Genomic DNA, 21,748 nt, shown 5'->3' with positions numbered 1-21,748 from the left:
CAAGGAAGGGAAACCATGAGTAGCACACTATCAAGTTCAATAGAACCAGAGTTGAACGCAATAAGCGGTCAGGAAGAACAGTCTTCTGCGGAATCACGTAAAGCTATTTTTGCCATATCACTTGGTAACGGGTTGGAGATGTATGACTTTACGGTTTACAGCTTCTTTGCGGTCATCATCGGCGAGTTATTTTTTAACGTTGGCGGCACGGCTGCCGGGTTATTGCTGTCGCTTGCCACTTTTGGTGTCGGGTTTGTTATGCGTCCGCTTGGCGCAGTATTAATTGGTAACTATGCCGATAAACATGGACGCAAAGCGGCTTTGACCTTAACCATTGCTCTGATGACGATTGGTACAGGCATGATTGCGCTGACACCTACTTATGAAAGCATCGGTATTGTCGCGACTATCGTGTTGGTGGTAGGGCGCCTTTTACAAGGTTTGTCTGCTGGTGGCGAAATTGGTGCAGCATCGGCGGCTCTAATGGAGTCAGACAATTATAAGCGCCGTTGTTATATGGTGAGTTGGCAGCTTGCCAGCCAAGGTGCTGCCGCGTTGTTTGGTGCTCTTGTTGGTTTTGCTGTTAACGGATTACTAACACCGGAAGATGTGCTGAGTTGGGGTTGGCGTATTCCGTTTATCCTCGGTCTGTTAATCGGTCCAGTGGGCTGGTACATCCGTCGTCATTTGAAAGAGTCACATCAGGCGGATTTGCATGCGAAAGATACCCCATTTAAAACAGTTTTACGTAAACAGGGTCGCACTATTTTAACGGGTATGTTGATGATTTGGGGTGGTACTGCATGCATGTATATCGAGGTATTTTACATGCCAACTTACCTCATTAAAGAGCTTGGTTATGCGCCAACTACCGCCTTTGCTGTCGCGGTGATGGCAGGTTTCATGCTGATGATGTTGATGCCAGTGTTTGGTAAGTATGCAGACCGATTGAAAAGCCGTAAGACTTTGCCTCTGATTGGTATGTTCGGTGCGTTTGTTTGTATCTATCCTGCGTTTGCTTTGCTGGGCGGTGAAGCGTCTTTACCAAAAGCATTACTGATTATTGGTGGGTTGATCACTTTATTCGCTCTGGCTAATGCATCTTTGTTGGTGCTGATTATGGAAGCGTTTACTCAGCAATATCGTGCTAGTGGTATCTCAATGATTTATGGGTTTGGCGTGACTGTTTTTGGCGGTTTCACACCACTGCTTGTCGCGAGTTTGATTGAGTTTAGTGGAAACAAGATGGCTCCAGCATTTTACCTAATGACCGCGATTGTTGTCAGTTCCTTAGCAATGTTGCGTTTCCCAGCGAAAGCGCCTCAATAAACAGTCAGTAACCAAACCGAATTAATACAAAGGAAATGATGATGAAAGTACCTGAATTATCACTACTCAAAAACACAGACTTTGTTTCCAGTTGCGAGCAGTTTATTCAGACTCGCCGCGCAATTCATGCCCATCCTGAATTGGGAGCAGAAGTGCCTAACACAGCTAAGATGGTGGCAGATCTGTTAAATGAATGGGGTTATGAAACGCATACTGGTATTGGTGGCCACGGTGTGGTCGGTGTACTAAAGCAGGGTAACTCCGAACGCAGTATTGGTATCCGTGCTGACATGGACGCCTTACCTATTGAAGAAGAGACTGGATTACCCTATGCCAGTAAAATTCATGGACGCATGCACGCATGTGGTCATGATGGACATACTGCGATTTTGTTGGCTGCGGCTCATTATCTGGCGAAGAACGTATCGTTTGATGGCACGATTAATCTGATTTTCCAGCCCGATGAAGAGGGACTATCAGGCGCTAAAGCCATGATTGATGATGGTTTGTTTGATCGCTTTCCTTGTGATGCGGTGTTTGCGTTGCACAATATGCCGGGTAAAGAAGTCGGCCAGGCTGCAGTGCGCAGTGGAGCATTTTTAGCATCGTCAGATAGGGTGACGATTCGTCTGACAGGGAAAGGCGGCCACGCTGCGCTGCCTCACTTATCCAATGATGTCACGATTGCTATTGGCCATATTATCCTTGGACTGCAGAGTATTGTGTCGCGCAATATCAACCCCTGCGATCAAAGTGTCATCAGTATTGGTCAGATTAACGCGGGAACGACACCAAATGTCATTCCAAATGATGCGATGATGACACTGTCCGTACGTAACTTCAGTGAAGCGAATCAGGATCTTATTGAGCAGCGTATTCGCGAGGTGGTTGCCGGGCAGTGCCAGGCATTGGGGATAGAAGGAGAAGTGGAATACCTACGTCAGGTCCCTTCTGTATTCAATGCAGCAGAGGAAACTCTGCGCGCCCGCAAAGTGGTTAAGGCGGTGCTTGGCGAGGAAAATGTGGCTGGTGATGAAGCTCCTGTCATTCCGGGTAGTGAAGACTTTGCCTGGATGTTGAAAGAACGCCCTGGGTGTTATTTCATTCTCGCTAACGGACTCGGCGAATGGCATGGTTGTTCTGTACATAATCCAGGCTATGATTTTAATGATCAGCTCGTTACGATAGGTGCAGCCTGTTGGGTTGAACTTGTGAGTGAATACCTGACCACACCATAAGCGTGGTGTAGAATGGCTTTGCTCAACAGGGACAACGAGGTTACATAGCAGTATGAAGTTACACCAAGTGAGAGCTTTTCTGGCCGTTAGTCAGACAGGAAGCGTGAAAACAGCAGCTGAACAGTTGCATCTGACACAGCCAGCCCTAAGCAAAGCCATTAAAGAACTGGAGCAACAATATGGCGTTGCTCTATTTGAACGTTCAGCAGGTGGGCTGCTGCTGACGCCCTACGGTGAGCGTTTACTTGGGTACGCGCGCTTAATGAACGAAACGGCCCGACGTGCCAAGCAGGATATTGATACCATGCGTGGGGTGCCAAATGGTAGCGTGACCATAGGTGTTACACCGATTGCTTCACTGCTTAAATCGTTGACCTCCAGCTTGAATACGTTCATGCAACGTTATCCTGAAGTCTCACTAAGAATCGTTGAGTTGCGTCCCGCGCCTTTGCTATCCCAGTTGCGTCAGGGAGAAGTCGATTTCGCTATCACATCACAAATCCCCGTGATTGATAGCGCACTGGAGTGGCAGGCTGTGTGTCGTATTCCTAATGTGGTCGTCACTCGTAAGTCTCACCCTTTGTGTAATACCCGCTCACTACGAGCACTACACCAGAGCGACTGGCTGACATTGGATTCTCCAGATGATCCGAGCACCTATTTTTACCAGTTGTTTTCGGTCAATGGTCTTCCTCTGCCATCACATATTCGCGAATGCACTTCGATGACGTTGGCACGCTCATTAATTCAAAGTGCCGATTTTTCGGCTCTGTTTTCTACTGAGTCTCTTGAGCTGGACTATATTAAAAATGAATTTGCGGTAGTGCCACTGTTGGACAATATCCCCGACAGTGTTATTTCTGTGGTACGCCCTAAACGGGAAATCATGACTCAGAGCGCAATGACCCTTTTCGATGGAATCTTGCAGGATATGCGAGATATCTATCCGGACTTTTAGCAAATCCGTTTAGGTTTAACAAATAAAAGGGCCAGCGAATTGCTGGCCCTTGTCGTTGTGTTCTTACTGTATCTATTTTTGTAATTTTATAGTGAAGCTTCTTTTGATGTTTGTGTCACTTCAACGGTTTCTGAGTGCGCAGACTTACCAGTCTTACGACGGTATTTGTCTTCCCAGTAATCAGCACCTTTGATACCAAGTTTTACTGGGTTGAATGTATATTCCTTAACACCTTGTTTTTGCTGCTCTTCGTAGTCATGGAGTGCCTTAAGGGCAGGTTTAGACATGAAGAAGATGATTAAAATACCCACGATGTTTAACCACGCCATCAAGCCAACACCAACATCACCAAGTGCCCATGCTAAGTTTGCTGTTTTTACAGTGCCGTAGAACACAACTGCAACAAGCGCGACTTTCAGTAAAAACATTAAGCCATTGACTTTAATCGTGCGGTGAATGTACGCGACATTGGTTTCTGCAATGTAGTAGTAAGCAAGAATGGTTGTAAATGCAAAGAAGAACAGAGCGACTGCAATAAACGGTTTACCGATACCTGGTAGCGTAGTTTCAATCGCCATTTGCGTAAATACAGGGCCATTTGCTGCAATTTCTGCAGAAATATTCTGTACTAGGAAACCTTCCGCACCATGAACGTTGTACGCACCAGTGATAATAATCATGAATGCAGTAGCCGAACAAACTAGTAGTGTATCAATATAGATTGAGAACGACTGTACCAGACCTTGCTGAGCAGGGTGGTCAACGTTTGCCGCTGCTGCAGCGTGAGGACCAGTACCTTGACCCGCCTCGTTAGAGTAAACACCACGCTTAACACCCCAACCGATAGCAGCACCGACACCAGCCATAGGCGAAAATGCATCACCGACGATCATCGCAAATACACGCGGAACTTCACCGATGTTTAGAAGGATGATGATGAATGCTGTAATGATGTACGCTAGCGCCATGAAAGGTACAACGATCTGTGTGAAGCTCGCGATACGCTTTACACCACCAAAGATGATGAAGGCTAGAATGACACAGATAACAGTACCAGTAAGGATTTTAGCAAAACTGAAAGTGCCTAGTGCTGTTTCGATCATTGCGCCTGGGCCAAATGCGGCTTCTACTGCGTTACCGATGCTGTTCGACTGTACGCCTGGTAGTAGGAAACCACACGCGAAGATAGTCGCAATGGCAAATATCCATGCATACCATTTTTGACCCATCGCTTTTTCAATGTAGTAAGCTGGACCACCACGGAACTCGCCTTCATCTTCTTCTTTGTAGATTTGAGCAAGCGTTGATTCTGCATACGCTGTCGCTGCACCAAAAAATGCAACAACCCACATCCAGAATACAGCACCAGGACCACCGAAACCGATCGCTGCTGCCACACCTGCGATGTTACCAGTACCTACACGGCCTGATAGTGAAACGGCCAAAGCCTGAAATGACGAGATACCTTTCTCGGAGCTTTTTCCTGAAAGTAGCAGACGCCACATTTCGGCAAAGTGACGGACTTGAACAAATCGCGTCATGATTGAGTAGAATAATCCAGCACCTAAGCAAAGATAAATCAGTACTGGGCTCCATATGATTCCATTCAGAAAATCAACTATTGACTGCATAAGCATTTTCCCTGTTGTGTTTGTAGTGATTGTTTTATGAACAGGATATTACCCTATTTGTAATTCACTTGTTAATGAAATTATGCTTTTTGATCTGTTTGCGTGACGTTAGGCACGTAATGCTGGAAAAATGTTAAAAAATGGAGTTATTTGGGGAGGTTAGAGGGAAATTGCTTGGATACTTAATAGAAATGAATAAAAAAATAGCGCACTTGAGAAAGCGCGCCATTTGAGTTGTCTGTTTTTTATACTGCTCGAGTGCGGGACTTTAGCAATTACTACTGGTTTAGTTACCGTATCTCAATGAGCTTAGCTCTTTGTATTCGGTGCTCTTAGCGGTCACAATTTCAGTTAAGATTTCCGCAGAACCACAAGCCATTGTCCAACCTAAAGTGCCGTGACCTGTGTTCGTGTAAAGGTTCGAAATTGGCGTCTCACCGATGATTGGAGTGCCATCTGGCGTCATTGGACGGAAACCTGTCCAGTAATCCGCTTTAGATAGATCAACACCATCTGGGAACAAGTTGCTTACAACGTGGTTTAGCGTAGCAAGGCGCTTATCTGGTAGCGCAGCATCAAAGCCAGCTAGCTCGGCCGTACCCGCAACACGGATTCGGTCATCAAATCGGGTTACAGCTACCTTATAGGTCTCATCCATGATGGTCGATTGCGGAGCAAAAGCATCGTTGATTACAGGCAGAGTTAATGAATAACCTTTCACTGGGTAAACAGGAACATCAACCCCGACAGAGTTAAGAATGTGCTTAGAGTAACTGCCCATTGCCACGACAAACGTATCGCCTTCAACAGTGCCTTTGTCTGTTTCAGCGGCAACAATGCGGCCGTTTTGCTGCTTAAGTTTGTTGATTTTAGTATCGAACAAGAACTCAACGCCTGCTTCTTCAGCCAGCTGTTGTAGGTGCTGACAGAACAAGTAGCAATCGCCCGTTTCATCATCTGGTAAATGAAGACCACCCACAAGGTTGCCTTGAATATTGGCAAGACCTGGCTCTTGAACTAAACACTCTTTCGCATCTAATAGTTTAAAGCGAGTCCCGCTCTCTTCTAAAAGAGCCATGTCTTTTTCAATCGCTTTCAACTGCTTTTCATCACGGAAAATTTGCAGTGTGCCTTTACTACGGCCTTGGTACTGAAGGTTATGCTCTTTATTTAGCTGAGCTAAACATTCACGGCTGCGGTTCGCAATTGTCAGCATGCGAGCTTTGTTGATACGGTATTTATCAAGCTGACAGTTTAGTAACATTTTTGTCGCCCAGCTCATAAGCTCAGGGCTAAGAGAAGGCTTGATTTTTAATGGAGCGTGTTCTTCTAGTAGCCACTTGATTGCTTTAGTCGGAACGCCAGGTGCAGCCCATGGAGAAGAGTAGCCATAAGAGATTTGACCTGCGTTTGCAAAGCTAGTCTCTTCAGCCGAGCGAGATTGACGATCAACAACAGTTACGTCGCATCCAGCTTGACGTAAATACCAAGCGCTGGTTAAACCAACAACACCACTTCCAAGAATGACAACTTTCACAACAAACTCCACAAATTTGAATTTTGTAAATAATGATAGATTTACATCTGGTTAACAATAGATAAAAATTAACACCACTATTTAGTAAAACTAAAAGCAATATGAAGTCAGCACTACTACATGGAATTAACTTGATCTGTATCGTCTCACGCCATCAAAGCCTTACCAGCGCTGCGAAGGACTTGAACCTGACAACAGGAGCGGTGAGCCAGCAATTGCAAGCTATTGAAGAGCGGCTAGGTTTTAGTGTGTTTGAAAGGCATGCGCGAGGTATTCGCTTAACGGAACAAGGGCAAAAATTGGTCGATGCAGTGAGCCACCATTTAGCGGCGATAGAAGAAAATGTGTATCAACTAACTCGAGTCTCTGAAAACAAAGAGATTCGACTGAAGCTAACGCCTTCGCTCGCATTTAAATGGTTAGTTCCAAGATTGGAAAATTTTCAGAAACAATATCCGGATATTCAAATTCATACGTTTGCAGAAGGTGCCTTGGTAGACAGTGAGAATAGAAACTTCGATATCGCCATCGACTATGGGCCGATTCCTTATAAGCGTGCGGAAGCGGAGCTACTGATGGAAGAGTCTCTATTGCCGGTGATGAGCCCGAGTTATTTGGCGCAGTACCCTGATATTATCGACAATGTGAATACTTGGAAGAAGACGACACTGCTTCACGATGCGATGCCTTGGCATGGCGCGCCTAAAGATTATGAGTGGCTCTATTGGGCATCGCAGAACGAAATCGATTTTGACACCAATCAAGGGCACTTTTTTAACCGTACAGATATGGCAATGTCTGCGGCGGAAGCTGGGGTAGGGATCGCGTTGGCTAGGATGGCGCTGTTAGGGGATGAATTATCGCAGCAGCGGTTGGTTGCACCACTGGAACCGATAAAAGCAAACGCTGGGTATTTTATTATCACCCACGTAGATAACCCGCATACGAGGTTGTTTAAAAGTTGGTTGAGAGAGCAAGCAGCAAAAAATAGCGTATAGAAACCAAAACAGCCCACATATTAATGTGGGCTGTTTCTTGTTATTCGTATTTACGCTGCGTTCGAAAACTGCGCTAAAAAGGCATCTTTTCGAGCGTGGAATCGTTCTACCAGGTCGTCAACCGCGCTTTGGTCATAAGGTTTTAGACCACTTGCGACCATACGTTTTGTGCCTTTACCTACGATTTCGCCGTCTTCTTTAAACTCAAAGTTCAACGTGACAACACCGCGCTTACCGTCAACATCGAACTGCGCGCCAGAGAACTCAACCGCTGGCTGACTCAAATCTAGGCGAGAAAACTCCACTTCCATGCTTTCGTAGATCACTAATGGGCGCTGGCAATTGATCATCATTTGCTGCTCTTCCATTAATGGAACCATGATGTGAGGGAAGTTCATGCCAGAAAACTGAACGTAGTTAGTGACTACATGCTCAATGAACTCGGCATTATGATTCACTTCACCTTCGTGTGACATGTGCAAATATTCTTTGCCATTTGCATCAACAACAGCGCTTTCTTTATCGCATTTATTCTCTACAGACAGAGCAATCCCATCGTTAACCATACCCGAGAAATCAAAGCGCATTTTCTTGCTGATGCCTTCTTTGCTCAGAAGAACCGCAAAAAGGAGATCGCCAGGAACGCAAAAGCGTTTGTTATCTTCATCGTGGATAGGGTTATAGTCACCGGCAACCATTTTGGCAAAGTGGCTTGCTTGCTGGCGAGTAAATTGGAACTGGTTGTTGTCTTGCGAGAAATACGGTGTAAGAAACATATTTATTATCACGTGGCTAAAACTGCGCCGAAGTATACATTAAGCTTACTGACTAAATGGTCTATCCAGATGCCGGTAGGAAGTCTGTTACATGTCGATATTTGTAACTTATTGATATTAATGTGTTACCTAATTCAATTTCTATTTATTTTTTATGAGAATTAGGTGAGATAAGAGCCTGAATCCACTCTTCCAACAAAATTTCATCGGCTCGATATTGATTGGCGAAATGCTCAATTAGCGCGGCCAAATGTTCACCGCTATCGCACATAGTGTTGGCGACGAGATCCTCTGAAACCTGAATGGGCGCACCAGATGGGCTAGCGCTCGTAGAAAGTAAAACGGGAATGATGAATTTATCGCGGCTGATAAGGTGCTGATTTTTAAATGCGTATGCTTGCTGATGAACCTGTGTGATGGAATCGTCCGAGTAGTGTTTGCGGTTAAGATCAATGCGTAAAACAAAAATCAGCCCTCGATACAGAATTACAACCTCAGCATTGTCTTCGCCAAATGGGGTAGGAGCGTTGAGAAAAATGCTCCCTGACAGGTGAGGTAGCTCGGTTAACCTTGCTTGAAGCAGAGTGACTTTTGCTATCCAGTCTGCTTGTTCCGCCTTATCGAATGGTTGCAAAAACAGAGTGAGATCTGAATTGTCGTTGGTTAACTCCGTTTGGCAAAAATCATAAATAGAAGAGGAAAAGTACGGCTGGCTCATGGTATTGGTTTCTGTATTCACATTTTTCCACGCAGTATAAAGAGGCGGTTTTAGTATCGCGAATAGCAAGCAAAGAAAGTGTGGTCATCGTCTACCTTCATTTGTGTCCATGGATAAATTCTCTTCAGTTGATGAGGAGTAGTGTAGATTTTAGTGCTGTAAATCCAATTAAATCAAAAGCGAATATGGTAGTGTCGAATAATTAGCCAGTATGACTGGAGTCTGGCTGGTGGCTTTTTATCAATGAAAACAGTGACTCTCAATAGAATTAACCTAGCAAGGAAAGCGAATGAAAGACGAAACGTTATCGATCCATTTCGGTTATGAAACCGACCCTACCACTAAATCTGTCGCGACACCTATTTACCAGACGGTGGCTTATGAGTTTGATAATGCTCAGCATGGTGCCGATCTCTTTAACCTTGAAGTGCCTGGAAACATCTATACGCGTATCATGAACCCAACGAATGATGTGTTAGAAAAGCGTATGGCGGCACTGGAGGGCGGTATTGCTGGTTTGGCGGTCAGTGCTGGTAGCGCTGCAATTCATTACTCAATATTGGCGTTGGCTCAAGCTGGAGACAATATTGTTTCAACGCCTCAGCTTTATGGTGGTACATACACGTTGTTTGCTCACATGCTGCCAAATATGGGCATTCAGGTGAAGTTTGCAAAAGATGATAAACCTGAGAGCTTAGCCGAGCTTATTGATGAGAACACCAAAGCGGTGTACTGCGAAAGTATCGGTAACCCGGCTGGCAATATTATTGACCTAGAGCGCGTTGCAGAATTGGCTCACGCACAAGGCGTACCTGTTATTGTGGACAACACCGTCGCGACACCAGCATTATGCAAACCTATAGAATTTGGTGCTGATATTGTGGTGCATTCTCTCACTAAATATGTGGGTGGCCATGGTACGACGTTGGGCGGCATGATTGTTGATTCAGGAAAATTTCCGTGGGCTCAGCACAAAGATCGTTTCCCTGTATTAAACCAGCCTGAGCCGTCATACCACGGAGTAGTGTATACCGAAGCATTTGGAGACGCTGCGTTTATCGGGCGTGCGCGTACAGTGCCACTTCGCAATACAGGTTCTGCGTTATCACCGATGAATGCGTTTATGCTAATGCAAGGGTTGGAAACTTTAACTCTGCGTATGGAAAGGCACACCGAAAATGCGCAGAAAGTGGCGGAGTACCTAAGCAATCACGAGAAAGTGAGCTGGGTAAGCTACGCGGGTTTACCGTCTTCAGAGTATTATCCGTTGGCAGAGAAATACATGAAAGGTAAGCCATCAGGGATATTATCTTTCGGGCTAAAAGGTGGCTATGAGTCTGGTGTGCGATTCTACGATGCGCTACAGATATTTAAACGCTTAGTGAATATTGGTGATGCGAAGTCACTGGCTTGTCACCCGGCATCAACGACTCACCGTCAGCTAAATGAAGATGAACAACGCCAAGCGGGGGTCTCTCCTGAGATGATTCGCCTGTCTGTTGGTATCGAGCATATCGACGATATTCTGGCCGATCTAGAGCAAGCGCTAAACGCATAACATATCCAGCTCATTCACCGTAGAAACGGTGGATGAGCTGGCTTGATATCTACAAATATGGGTTAGCTGCTCGGTGCTTCAGGTTTGATAAATTCCCCATAAATATCTTTGCGTCTATGCTTGAGGTTGGTGACGGAACCTTCAGTATTCAGCTGTTTTAACTTGGTTAAATCCACATCGGCGAAAATGATCATCTCGGTATTTGCACTCGCTTCTGCCAAGGTTGCATCGTGCGGGAAGTAAATATCTGAAGGAGAGAACACCGCCGATTGCGCATACTGAATATCCACATTGTCGACTCTCGGTAGGTTGCCGACGCTGCCGCCAATCGCGACATAACACTCGTTTTCGATCGCTCGAGCTTGAGAGCAAATTCGTACACGTTGATAGCCGTTTTTAGTATCTGTCCAGAACGGAACAAAGATAATTTGTGCATTTTGCTCTGCCATCATTCGTCCCAGTTCCGGGAATTCACTGTCGTAGCAAATCAAAATGCCCACTCGGCCTGCATCGGTATCAAAGACTTTGACCTTGTCTCCGCCGTCAATCACCCAATCTTTTTCTTCGTGGGGTGTGATGTGGATTTTGTATTGGGCGTCAGTCGTGCCGTCGCGTTGGAGCAAATAGGAAACGTTATACAGCTTGTTGTCTTCAATCACAGGCACGCTACCTGCAATAATGTTGATGTTGTAGGTAACCGCCATTTGTGAAAAACGGTTTTTTATTTCTTCACTAAAACTGGCAAGAAAGCGAATGGCTTCAACGGAGTTTTGTCCTTCCTGAAGGCCCATTAACGGCGCGTTGAAAAACTCCGGAAATAGCGCGAAATCTGCTTGGTAGTTTGCGAGTGAGGAGACAAAAAACTCGGCCTGATCCATTAAATCGTCAAGACCTCGCATCGCACGCATTTGCCACTGAACCACGCCAATACGAATCAATGTTTTCTCAATATCGTGTACAGATTGGATGTCTTCTTCATAGAAGAAATTATCCCACTCTAGCAGTGTCGCGTAACCTTGAGAGGCATCGTCTTCAGGTAAATAACCACGCATCAAACGTTTAACGTCAAAACCGTTGGCAAGCTGAAAGGAGAGGATTGGGTCGTGCAGTTCGCGACGTTTCACTTTATCAATGTACTCTGTCACGCTGAGCTCGTCCGCATGCTTGTGGTAGTTAGGAATTCGCCCACCAGCCAGGATTGCTTTGAAGTTTTTGCTTCGACACAGTTCTTTACGTGCATCATATAGGCGTCGACCTAGGCGCAAACCGCGATAATCGGGGTGAACAAAGACATCCAGACCGTACATCGCGTCGCCAGTCACCTGATTTTGAATGACGTTTTGTTCTGTGATGATGTCAGTGTAAACATGGGGTAGAGAAAAGCGGTTGTAATCCACTTTTATGGTCAGTGCAGCCCCGACAATTTTTCCGCTGTCTTCAATACAAATTTGGCCGTCAGGAAACTGGTGAATGAGATCCATGATCGTCATTCTTGGCCAAGAGCCTCCCACATCGTGAAATACCAGGTCCATGAGTTGCGCTAGCTCTGGGTAATCGCTGGCTTCAATTGTTCTAAGAGAGAGTTTCGGGGTATTGGTTTCCATTGCTACATTGTCCATCTTATTTGTACTGTTAAGCACAGCATGTCATAAATTGTTTGCTGTTAACAATCATAGCAGTCAGGTCATTTTAGTACGTTGTTATTCTGTCACCGTGTAGCCCTTTTCTCGTAGTGTCTCCGCGAACAGAGTTTGAGTTCTAGGCTCACCGTGGATCAGATGAATAGCATTCGGCTTGGTGGTAATGCCATCAATGAAGTTAAGTAGGTCGCTGCGATCGGCATGGGCAGAGTAGCCAGACATGGTATGAATGTGCGCGTTAATGGTAACTTCTTCGGTATCTATATCGACAATACTCGCGCCGGATTGGATATCTCGCCCAATCGTTCCTTCTGCTTGATACCCTGCGATGATGACATCGGTTCGCTCGTCGGGTAATAGTGCTTTTAAGTAGTCCATAATGCGCCCGCCCTGACACATGCCAGATGCCGCCACAACAATCGCAGGCTCACCAGTCGATTTGAGTCTATTGACGAGTTTAAGGTGACTGCGGTGATCTTCTATCGTGATGCATTGATCGAACGCGAGTGGATGACGTTTCATATTCAGGCGCGCTTTGGCTTCTTCGCTCCACAATTGCTTAAATCGCTGATATGACTCAGTGACACGTATCGCCATTGGAGAATCTAAAATAATCGGGATCTTTACGTCTAGTTGATGGGTGTGGATCAGCTGCTCAATATCAAACAAGAGTTCTTGCGTCCGCCCAATACTAAATGCAGGAATTAAGATTGTGCCTCCATCGGCAAGAGAGCGGTTGATAATCGACAGAAGACGAGACGATCGGGTTTTTATATCTTCATGATCAGAATTGCCGTAGGTGCTTTCAATGTAGAGGTAATCCGCTCTTTCTGGTGATTGTGGGTCGGGCAGTAGTGGTGTATTTCTTGGGCCTAAATCACCGGAAAAAACCACGATTTCTTGATTAGGTAAACGAATCTCAATATAGGCTGAGCCAAGAATGTGCCCCGCAGGTTGAAAACGAGCAAATAAAGTGTCTGATTGAGGCTGTTCTGAAAACTTAGATGGGAGAGCAAACCATTCTCCATAACTTTTTGCATGAATTAACTTGGTAATCGACTTTAGAATACGATGGATTTCTCTTGATGAAAGGCCAAGCTGAATCTTAAGTCCATCCTCTAACATTAATGGGACTAATTCTGCTGTGGCTTTGCTGCAATAAATCGGCTGATTAAACCCGTCAGCAATCAACCAAGGGATACGACCAATATGGTCTATATGAGAGTGCGTGAGTAGTAGGGCATCAATCAAGCTGGTGGGAAAGTCGATATCAAGCGCACGAGCCTCTTCCCCCTGAAACGTTCCACAATCGATCAGAATAGATTGCCTTCCGGCCCGAAGCTCATGGCAGGACCCTGTGATGGTGTTTTTGCCGCCGTGGTGTATGACTTCCATATGCTCTCCAAACGCAGATCCAACGTAAAGTAGTTATATTTCTATCACAACTATTGGTAAAGAACTGCGATGGATAAGTGTTTATTTTATATTCATATGTTGGTATGCCAGCAAGGAGGGCCTTAATGGTATTGAAGTGAAACAATACACCGACGGAGCTTTATCACGGTGTTATTGAGATCGTTGCAGAATCTTAGAGAGAATAGCGCCGTCATTAGCAAACAAAAAGGCCGCTAGTTCATTGAACTAGCGGCCTTTCCAAACGTTTGGTGGAGCTGGCGGGAGTTGAACCCGCGTCCGAAAACCTTTCATCATTGGTACTACATGCTTAGTCGATCTTTAAATTCACCACCCACCTGCGAACCGACACGCTAATGAATGACTATCCTGAATTATAATTCGCCGTTCACCTCTCAGGCGGGAGAATCCGGGCTAGCGCGTTTGGGTTTGATCCCTCGTTGGTCCCCGTCTTACGTGCGGAAGCTAGGGCGAGAGAGCTCTGAGCAGGGTATTAAGCTGCTAGTGCGTAGTTTTCGTCGTTTGCGACTATTTTTTTGCGGTTTATTAACGAGGCCTACCGCACCTCGGCATGCACCTCAGACTTCTGAATTCCCGTCGAATCCTAAATCAGCCCCAAGGTATTGTTCGCATAGTAACAGAAAAGTATTAGCTGTCCAGTACTATGCGTTTAAGTGGTCAAGATTAACGCAGCGAGCTCTTCATGACACGCGCTTTTTCTCTCGCCCAATCTTTTTCTTTTAGATCCGTACGTTTATCGTGCAGCTTTTTACCTTTTGCTACACCGATTTTCATCTTCACCCAAGATCGAGACCAATAGAGTGACAACGCAGTTAGCGTCATACCTTCACGGTTTACACGGCCTAGTAGGTTGTCGAGTTCACGACGGCTCATAAGTAGTTTACGCACGCGTGTCGGGTTCGCGACTACGTGTGTCGATGCCTGATTAAGAGGAGTGATTGTCATGCCACTCACAAAGGCTTCACCGTTACGCATAAATACGTAACTTTCAGAAATATTGGCTTTACCTTGGCGAAGGGCTTTCACTTCCCACCCTTGTAGCTCCATGCCTGCTTCAATTTCATCTTCAATGAAATATTCGTGGCGAGCTTTTTTGTTTAGCGCGATGGTATTACTACCCGCTTTTTGTTTGGATTTTTTCTTTGCCATAATAGTTGCATTATACGGTCAGTCATGACGTTATGAAATCCCTTTATTTGCGCTGAGTGCAAATAAAAGTAAAATTACCCTCAGCTTGAGGTTCAAGCGGTTGCTATGAGGAGTCAATATGAAGCAAGTCACCCGTTCTGCTTTGGTGTCGTTTAGTGCTGAGCAGATGTACAATCTGGTCAACGATGTCGCCAGTTACCCTGATTTTCTACCAGGTTGTTCTGGTTCGCGTATTCTAGAGTCAAGTACAGGTGCGATGGTTGCTTCTGTTGATGTTTCTAAAGCTGGTATTAGTAAGACCTTTACAACATCGAACGAGCTAAATCCGGGCGAGTCCATTATGATGAACTTGGTGGATGGCCCATTTAAGATGCTTAAAGGCGGATGGTTCTTTACCGCATTGGATGAACAGGCTTGTAAAGTAGAGCTCAAGCTTGAATTTGAATTTTCAAGTAAAATGATTGAAATGGCGTTTGGCAAAATCTTTAATGAATTAACGGGTAATATGGTTAATGCTTTTACTCTACGCGCAAAACAGGTGTACGAGTGTTATGAGTATTGAGTCGGATATGATCCACGTTGAGGTGGTCTATGCGCTTCCCGAAGAACAGCGAGTATTTATACTGGTTGTGAATAAAGAAATGTCGGTTGAAGAGATTATTAAGCAGTCGGGTGTGTTAGAACAATACCCAGAAATAGATCTTAATAAGAATAAGGTGGGTGTATTTAGCCGCAATGTAAAATTAGATGCGACCGTCAGAGACAAAGATCGCATTGAAATTTATCGCCCACTACTTGCTGATCCAAAAGAGATTCGCCGAAAACGAGCAGAACAAGCAAAAGCGTCTGGCGCATCAGATCCGGTTACGGGTGGGAAGCAAAAACCATAAAGAAAATGACTCTGGTTAATTTTGAATGAAAGCTCGTCTTCGGATGAGCTTTTTCTTTTTGATTTCTCAGGAAAATGGCCGATAACAAAAAGGTTGGCACTTAGGCCAACCTTGGTATCAATATAACGTACTTGATTTGATGCTTAACACTTTTTACGTAATGATTCGAATTAGTTGATGCTTTCGAAAAAGTCAGAACTCGCTGGGAAGTCCCCTTTAACCTCAACCAATCTACCTTCGCTATTGAAGTTAGCGATCAGATTCTTTTGTACCGAATCTTTGTGCCCTTCAGTTTTGTGGTAAATGTAGTACCAAGTGTCAGGGTGGCCGTTTTCAATCAGCATTGGTGACCCCATTACAAAACGTACTTGTTCTTTAGTCATACCAAACTTCAGCTTATCAACCGCTTCTTGTTCAACGTAATTTCCTTGGTTGATATCGATTCGATATACCAGTTTTTCTAAAAGAGAGCATCCTGTTAGGGCTGACATAGCCAAAGGGAGTGCAATAAGCCACTTAGTTAGTTGCATACTTAAATTCTTGTAACAGAGGTTTCTATAAACTGCGTCGATAATAAACAAGCTGAGCGGTAAAGTAAAAAGCTCATCATGTTTTTGAATTAGTTGAGACTGCGATTTTTGAGTTAAGTTGCAAAGTCGAGCCAAAAAGTTGGTTAAAAGCGAACTTTAGCTCGACTTTACTTCGCTAAAACAAGTCGGCTGAACCAAAGCAAGTTAGGCTGCGATCAGTAACTCGCGCGCATTAGCGAGTGTTGATTCTGTAATTTGACTTCCCCCTAATAAACGCGCTAACTCCGAGACACGTTGGTCCTCATTAAGCGTGTGCATTTGAGTCTCCGTTTTGCCAGCTTTCGTCTGTTTTGCAACAAAGAGCTGTTGGTGTCCACAGCCAGCCACTTGCGGTAAGTGAGTTACACACAGTACTTGAGTAGACTCCCCAAGTTTGCGGAGCATTTTCCCTACAACTGCTGCCGTTGGGCCACTGATACCTACATCGACTTCGTCGAAAATCAGGCTAGGTGTATCTACTTTCTGGGCTGTAATGACCTGAATAGCCAATGAAATGCGTGATAGCTCACCGCCGGAAGCGACCTTAGCTATCGGCTGCATTGGTTGGCCAGGGTTCGTCGATACCACAAAGCAGACGTTATCCATACCCAGTGGTGAAGGGTGCGTACCTTGGTTGTTCACTTCAATACAGAATTGAGCTTTTTCCATACTTAACTCATGCATACTGTCGGTAATGAGTTTATTGAGCTCTTTCGCATATCGAGAGCGAGACTTATGTAACTTCTCAGCGGCAGTCAGAAAAGCTTGAAACTTATCTTCAACGTCTTTTTCTAGTTCACCCAGACGTTCGTCAGAACAATCAAGCGCCTCAATTTGAGACAAGAGATCTTGATGGTGCTGATACAATTCTTCCGGTAGAACATGATGTTTGCGTGCAATTGACATCACTTTCGAAAAGCGTTCTTCGACGTAAGCCATACGCGCAGGATCGACGTCGATACTGTCTAAGTAGGCTCGAAGTTCATTATTTGCTTCTTCAATTTGAATGATTGCTTCAGCCATCATGTTAGGCAGTTCAGCAAGCGCTTCGTCCAACTCAGCCAGTTGTATTAAGGAGTGATTGGCTGATTGCAAAATACCAAGCGCATTAACTTCTTCACCTTCGTATATAAGTTCGATGGTTTGCTGGCAAGTAGAGGCAAGTTCGCCGCTGTTGGAGAGCCGTTTGTGCTCTTGTTCAAGCTCTTCATATTCATCCTCCCCAAGTGACAGCTCGTTCAGCTCTTTTATCTGGTATTCGAGCAGTTGCTTCTGCGCTAGGTTAGCTGCACTATTTTCTTTCAACTGCCTAAGGTTGTTGTCTGCCTGTCGCCAGCTCTGATAAGCATTTCGGGTACTTTTTAGCAGGCCGTTATGTCCAGCATACTGATCAAGCATGGCCATTTGATACTCGGATTTCATCAACTGGTGGTGAGCGTGCTGACCATGGATATTAATCAGCAACTGCCCGAGAGATTTCAACTGCGATAAGGGAACAGGGCTGCCATTTATAAAAGCGCGTGAGCGACCTTCTTTGCTGATAATCCGGCGTAAGATACAGTCACATCCATCTAAAAGATCGTTATCTTCTAGCCAGCGAGTCGCATGGATATTGTTCTCTAGCGAAAATGCTGCGCTGACCTCGGTTTTTTCTTCGCCTTGGCGAACCATGCTGGCTTCTGCTCTGCCACCAAGACACAGGCCTAAGGCATCAATCGCAATGGATTTACCTGCGCCCGTTTCACCAGTGATGGTGGTCATGCCTTTGGATAGCTCCAGCTGTAGAGATTTAACAATAGCGAAATTATTAACACTTAGATGAGCCAGCATTTTTGGTTTACCTGTTTAAATGAACAATACTGTATATAAGGTCAGTATATACTGTTTCTTTATACAGTAAAGTGAGAGGGTAAAAAATTTTTGTGAGGAATATCTGATAGGTAGGTGGAAGGTGGTGGCTGTTTGTACAGGGCAATCAATGGTAGGGCGCAGTTGGCCTAATAAAAAAGGTTGATGTTTGGCATCAACCTTTCAATTTCATTTGTTTACTAAAACAAGCGACTTGACCAGCCCAGCTTATTACGTAGAACGTGATAATAGCTGTAGTCTTTAGGGTGGATGAGTTTTAGCGTGTTTGGACTTTGGTAGATATGAATTTCATCTCCCGGAGAAACAGGTAGAGATACTTGTCCGTCACAACTGATTTCTTGTGTGCCTCGATTGTCGGGTGATATGACTAATCTAATACGTCGTTTACTATCGACGACGAGTGGGCGACTAGACAGGGTATGTGGATACATAGGCACAAGTGACAACGCGTTTAGGCTCGGTGACAGGATAGGCCCCCCACCAGAAAGTGAGTATGCTGTCGATCCTGTTGGTGTCGAAACGATGAGCCCATCTGCGCGCAGTGAAAAGGCAAAACTATCGTCAATATAGACTTCGAACTCAATCATATGAGCCACTTGCCCAGGGTGCAGAACAGCTTCATTCAGGGCGGCATTGTGACTTTTTACCTGTCCATGACGGTGGACTTCAGCTTCGAGCAAGAAACGTTTTTCTTCAATGAACTCGCCGTTTAATACTGCACGTAGCGTCGATTCGAAATCATCCGGTTTTAGATCAGTGAGAAACCCTAGGTTGCCACGGTTGACACCAATAACAGAGATATCAAACCTAGACAGTACTCGAGCCGCGCCGAGCATATTCCCATCGCCACCGACGACAATGGCTAAATCGGCAGTTTTTCCTAATTCGATTAGGCTCGCAAAATCTTCAGCAGGAATATCATCCAGTTTTTCTATTAACCTATCGTCGATAAAAACCTGATAACCTTCAGACTTTAACCAGGCATATAGCTCTCGGTGGGTCTGAATTGCCTGCTTATTTCGTGGTTTACCAATGATAGCGATCACTTCAAATGGTTTTTTCATAGGTTTTCCGCACTAAATAGGCTTGAATCAATAATCTTCATCCCCATAATAAGGGCAAGTTAGCTATTTATGCGAATACTTCTGTACCTGAACGTGATGTAAGTGAAACGATGGGTACAGATAGATTGAATTCTGGAGATATCATGAGCAAAAAAGAGACACAAATCAAAGAAGAAGAGCTACAACAGCAGGAAGCAGAGCAAGAGGTGGAAGTTGTAGGTACTGAAGCTGATATCGAATGGAACGAAGAAACAGAAGTCGACGAGCAAGAAGCAAAAGTTGCTCAGCTAGAAGCCGCTTTGCTTTCGAGTGAAGCTAAAATTCAAGAGCAGAAAGACTCTGTACTTCGTGCAAAAGCGGAAGTAGAGAACATGCGTCGTCGTACTGAGCAAGAAATTGACAAAGCTCGTAAATATGCGTTGAACAAGTTTGCGGAAGAGCTACTGCCAGTTATTGATAACTTAGAGCGTGCTATCCAAGCGGCAGATAGCGAAGCCGAGGTGGTTAAGCCGATTCTTGAAGGTGTTGAGCTAACTCATAAAACGTTTGTGGATGTTGTTGCTAAGTTTGGCCTGAAAGAAATCAACCCAGAGGGTGAGGCGTTCAACCCTGAAATGCATCAGGCTATGTCTATCCAAGAAAGTCCAGATCACGAATCGAATACCGTTATGTTCGTGATGCAAAAAGGCTATGAGCTGAATGGTCGAGTCATTCGACCTGCAATGGTGATGGTTGCCAAATAATAGCAACAAGATCGTTTGATAGAGAGAGGCTGATGCCTCTCTTTTTTTTTATCTAATTAGACCAGTTTATTAAAGGATACATAAGCCCTTGTTATGGGAGGTTGTTTCTTAATCGTTCATTTCGTGGATTAGGTTTCTTATAGGGGATATGTAACACTATTGTAAATATTTTCTTTCATTTGTTATCTTGCTGTGTATTATGTTGACGTCTGCCTAATATATAGGTGGATTAAACTGCAAAACTATAAATAACTGAGCACAACATTCGGAGATTTCTAAATGGATAAATCGCTCTCAAGTAAAATTTTTGTAGGCCTATTCGCTGGTCTGCTCCTTGGTACAGCTGTCCAATACTTATTTAATGGCGTTGCACTCTTTGATACTTATTTGCTAGGCGCAGCTGAAGGCGCTGGTGGCATGTTTGTATCTTTGATCAAATTGCTAGTCGTACCTTTGGTTTATGTTTCTATTGTTTGTGGCATTGTCGACTTGAAAGACGTGACTGCATTTGGTCGCCTTGGTGGTAAAACTTTTGCTCTTTACATTATTAACACCATCATCGCGATTACAGCAGCACTGACAGTGGGAATGATTATCCAACCGGGTTCGGATGCACACCTTGCGGGTACAATTTCAGAAACAGTGACACTCACAACAACTGAAACACCGGATATTTTCTCTTTAGTTGTTAATATCGTACCAAGCAACCCAGTACAGGCTTTTGCAAGCGGTGATATGCTGCAGATCATCTTCATGGCGATTTTGACTGGTCTTGCTATTCAAGCGCTTGATTCTCGTGGTGGTCCTGCGATTCGCACCTTCAAAATGGCAAATGAGATCATGATGAAGCTGGTGGGTCTGGTCATGAGTCTGGCACCATACGGTGTATTTGCCCTGATGGTTCAACTGGGTGCGACGCTTGACGCTCACACGCTACTTTCGGTTGCAGGCTACGTTGCACTTGTTATCACTATGCTGGTGTTTTGGATCTTCGTTTTCTACCCAACAGCGGTTGGCTTAGCAACGGGTACTTCACCAAAAACGTTCTTGCGTGCAACCCGTGAACAGATTCTATTCTCGCTATCAACGGCAAGTTCAAACGCAACGATTCCAGTAACGATGCGTACTCTAACGGACAAACTAAACGTGTCTAAGTCAGTGGCTGGCTTCGGTGTACCACTAGGTGCAACGATGAACATGTCGGGTGTCTCTATTTACATCACGTTGGCAACGATTTTTGTGGCGAACGCGTTCGGACAACCAATTAACTCAGCGGATGTATTCACACTTGGTTTAACTATCCTCCTGCTATCTGTTGGTGCGGGTGGTGTTCCGGGCGGTGGTATCGTGATGGTAGGCGTATTGCTTCATCAACTAGGTCTGCCACCAGAGGGTCTAGCAATTGTTGCTGCCGTTGACCGAATTAACGATATGTTCTGTACTTCTTCGAACGTTGTGGGTGATACGGCTGTTAATACTATCGTCGCGAAAACAGAAGGCGAGATTGGTAATGAAGCGGAAGCTGAAGTAGACACTAAGCCTGCTCAAGCAAACGTATAACGTAAACGGCTTTTCACATACAGCTAAGCAAGCGAGACTCAGTGTCTCGCTTTTTCTTTTTAAACTGACAGTGACAATCTACGTATT

At 44.9% G+C, this 21,748-nt stretch carries 19 protein-coding genes and 1 other RNA gene; 9 read left to right on the top strand and 11 right to left on the bottom strand.

Features of this window, described 5'->3' with window-relative positions:
• The first annotated feature begins 15 nt into the window (after window positions 1-15).
• The 3 genes from NP165_RS09680 to NP165_RS09670 are packed head-to-tail and all read left to right on the top strand — an operon-like array spanning window position 16 to window position 3,525.
• Window positions 16-1,329: an MFS transporter gene (locus NP165_RS09680; protein WP_257083768.1), complete on the top strand. Its 1,314-nt coding sequence runs from the start codon at window positions 16-18 to the stop codon at window positions 1,327-1,329.
• 35 nt (window positions 1,330-1,364) lie between these two features.
• A complete protein-coding gene (locus NP165_RS09675; protein WP_257083767.1) occupies window positions 1,365-2,567 on the top strand; it encodes a M20 aminoacylase family protein in 1,203 nt (400 codons plus the stop codon).
• A gap of 52 nt (window positions 2,568-2,619) precedes the next feature.
• Window positions 2,620-3,525, top strand: a complete 906-nt coding sequence (locus tag NP165_RS09670; RefSeq protein ID WP_257083766.1) for a LysR family transcriptional regulator — start codon at window positions 2,620-2,622, stop codon at window positions 3,523-3,525.
• 86 nt (window positions 3,526-3,611) lie between these two features.
• Here NP165_RS09670 and NP165_RS09665 read toward each other — a convergent pair whose 3' ends face one another.
• Entirely contained in the window at window positions 3,612-5,156 is a 1,545-nt protein-coding gene (locus tag NP165_RS09665; RefSeq protein WP_257083765.1) for an alanine/glycine:cation symporter family protein, read from the bottom strand.
• A 286-nt stretch (window positions 5,157-5,442) separates the two neighbouring features.
• Complete coding sequence (locus tag NP165_RS09660) at window positions 5,443-6,693, bottom strand: D-amino acid dehydrogenase (protein ID WP_257083764.1); 1,251 nt, start codon at window positions 6,691-6,693, stop codon at window positions 5,443-5,445.
• A 101-nt stretch (window positions 6,694-6,794) separates the two neighbouring features.
• Between NP165_RS09660 and NP165_RS09655 the strand changes: the two genes are divergently transcribed.
• Window positions 6,795-7,691 carry a LysR substrate-binding domain-containing protein gene (locus NP165_RS09655; protein WP_257083763.1) on the top strand — a complete coding sequence of 299 codons (897 nt, stop codon included), beginning with the start codon at window positions 6,795-6,797 and terminating at the stop codon, window positions 7,689-7,691.
• A 50-nt stretch (window positions 7,692-7,741) separates the two neighbouring features.
• Here NP165_RS09655 and NP165_RS09650 read toward each other — a convergent pair whose 3' ends face one another.
• Together NP165_RS09650 and NP165_RS09645 are read right to left on the bottom strand one after the other, a co-directional pair.
• Window positions 7,742-8,467, bottom strand: coding sequence for a DUF3581 domain-containing protein (locus NP165_RS09650; protein ID WP_257083762.1), 726 nt, complete (start codon window positions 8,465-8,467; stop codon window positions 7,742-7,744).
• Between the two features lie 145 nt (window positions 8,468-8,612).
• Window positions 8,613-9,206: a hypothetical protein gene (locus NP165_RS09645; RefSeq protein WP_257083761.1), complete on the bottom strand. Its 594-nt coding sequence runs from the start codon at window positions 9,204-9,206 to the stop codon at window positions 8,613-8,615.
• Between the two features lie 268 nt (window positions 9,207-9,474).
• On the opposite strand from NP165_RS09645, the gene NP165_RS09640 reads away from it, so the two are divergent.
• Window positions 9,475-10,743, top strand: a complete 1,269-nt coding sequence (locus NP165_RS09640) for an O-acetylhomoserine aminocarboxypropyltransferase/cysteine synthase family protein (protein WP_257083760.1) — start codon at window positions 9,475-9,477, stop codon at window positions 10,741-10,743.
• Between the two features lie 62 nt (window positions 10,744-10,805).
• Here NP165_RS09640 and NP165_RS09635 read toward each other — a convergent pair whose 3' ends face one another.
• From NP165_RS09635 to smpB, 4 genes are all read right to left on the bottom strand, one after another.
• Window positions 10,806-12,347, bottom strand: a complete 1,542-nt coding sequence (locus NP165_RS09635; protein WP_257083759.1) for a bifunctional GNAT family N-acetyltransferase/carbon-nitrogen hydrolase family protein — start codon at window positions 12,345-12,347, stop codon at window positions 10,806-10,808.
• Window positions 12,348-12,443: 96 nt separating this feature from the next.
• Window positions 12,444-13,778 (bottom strand): MBL fold metallo-hydrolase, encoded by a 1,335-nt coding sequence (locus NP165_RS09630; RefSeq protein WP_257083758.1) that lies wholly within the window; start codon window positions 13,776-13,778, stop codon window positions 12,444-12,446.
• Between the two features lie 267 nt (window positions 13,779-14,045).
• Window positions 14,046-14,413, bottom strand: a transfer-messenger RNA (tmRNA) gene (gene ssrA / locus NP165_RS09625).
• A 67-nt stretch (window positions 14,414-14,480) separates the two neighbouring features.
• Entirely contained in the window at window positions 14,481-14,966 is a 486-nt protein-coding gene (gene smpB, locus NP165_RS09620) for an SsrA-binding protein SmpB (protein WP_257083757.1), read from the bottom strand.
• Between the two features lie 118 nt (window positions 14,967-15,084).
• Between smpB and NP165_RS09615 the strand changes: the two genes are divergently transcribed.
• Together NP165_RS09615 and NP165_RS09610 are read left to right on the top strand one after the other, a co-directional pair.
• The gene (locus NP165_RS09615; RefSeq protein WP_257083756.1) at window positions 15,085-15,528 is read left to right on the top strand and encodes an SRPBCC family protein; all 444 of its coding nucleotides are present in this window, start codon (window positions 15,085-15,087) and stop codon (window positions 15,526-15,528) included.
• Window positions 15,518-15,856 (top strand): RnfH family protein, encoded by a 339-nt coding sequence (locus tag NP165_RS09610; RefSeq protein WP_257083755.1) that lies wholly within the window; start codon window positions 15,518-15,520, stop codon window positions 15,854-15,856. The genes NP165_RS09615 and NP165_RS09610 overlap by 11 nt, the downstream gene beginning before the upstream one ends.
• 170 nt (window positions 15,857-16,026) lie before the next feature.
• On the opposite strand, the gene bamE is transcribed toward NP165_RS09610, so the two are convergent.
• The 3 genes from bamE to nadK all read right to left on the bottom strand — a co-directional run bounded on the left by bamE (window position 16,027) and on the right by nadK (window position 19,358).
• On the bottom strand, window positions 16,027-16,386 hold the full coding sequence (gene bamE / locus NP165_RS09605; RefSeq protein ID WP_257083754.1) for an outer membrane protein assembly factor BamE: 360 nt from the start codon (window positions 16,384-16,386) through the stop codon (window positions 16,027-16,029).
• 204 nt (window positions 16,387-16,590) lie between these two features.
• A complete protein-coding gene (gene recN / locus NP165_RS09600) occupies window positions 16,591-18,255 on the bottom strand; it encodes a DNA repair protein RecN (RefSeq protein ID WP_257083753.1) in 1,665 nt (554 codons plus the stop codon).
• A 218-nt stretch (window positions 18,256-18,473) separates the two neighbouring features.
• Window positions 18,474-19,358, bottom strand: a complete 885-nt coding sequence (gene nadK / locus NP165_RS09595) for an NAD(+) kinase (protein WP_257083752.1) — start codon at window positions 19,356-19,358, stop codon at window positions 18,474-18,476.
• A 143-nt stretch (window positions 19,359-19,501) separates the two neighbouring features.
• Here nadK and grpE point away from each other — a divergent pair, with 143 nt between their 5' ends.
• Both grpE and NP165_RS09585 read left to right on the top strand, forming a co-directional pair.
• Window positions 19,502-20,101, top strand: a complete 600-nt coding sequence (grpE, locus tag NP165_RS09590; protein WP_257083751.1) for a nucleotide exchange factor GrpE — start codon at window positions 19,502-19,504, stop codon at window positions 20,099-20,101.
• Between the two features lie 279 nt (window positions 20,102-20,380).
• Window positions 20,381-21,661 carry a dicarboxylate/amino acid:cation symporter gene (locus NP165_RS09585; protein ID WP_257083750.1) on the top strand — a complete coding sequence of 427 codons (1,281 nt, stop codon included), beginning with the start codon at window positions 20,381-20,383 and terminating at the stop codon, window positions 21,659-21,661.
• The last annotated feature ends 87 nt before the right edge of the window (window positions 21,662-21,748 follow it).

It is taken from the genome of Vibrio japonicus, assembly GCF_024582835.1.
Classification (GTDB): Bacteria; Pseudomonadota; Gammaproteobacteria; order Enterobacterales; family Vibrionaceae; genus Vibrio; species Vibrio japonicus.
This window is presented reverse-complemented; position numbering and strand designations above follow the sequence as displayed.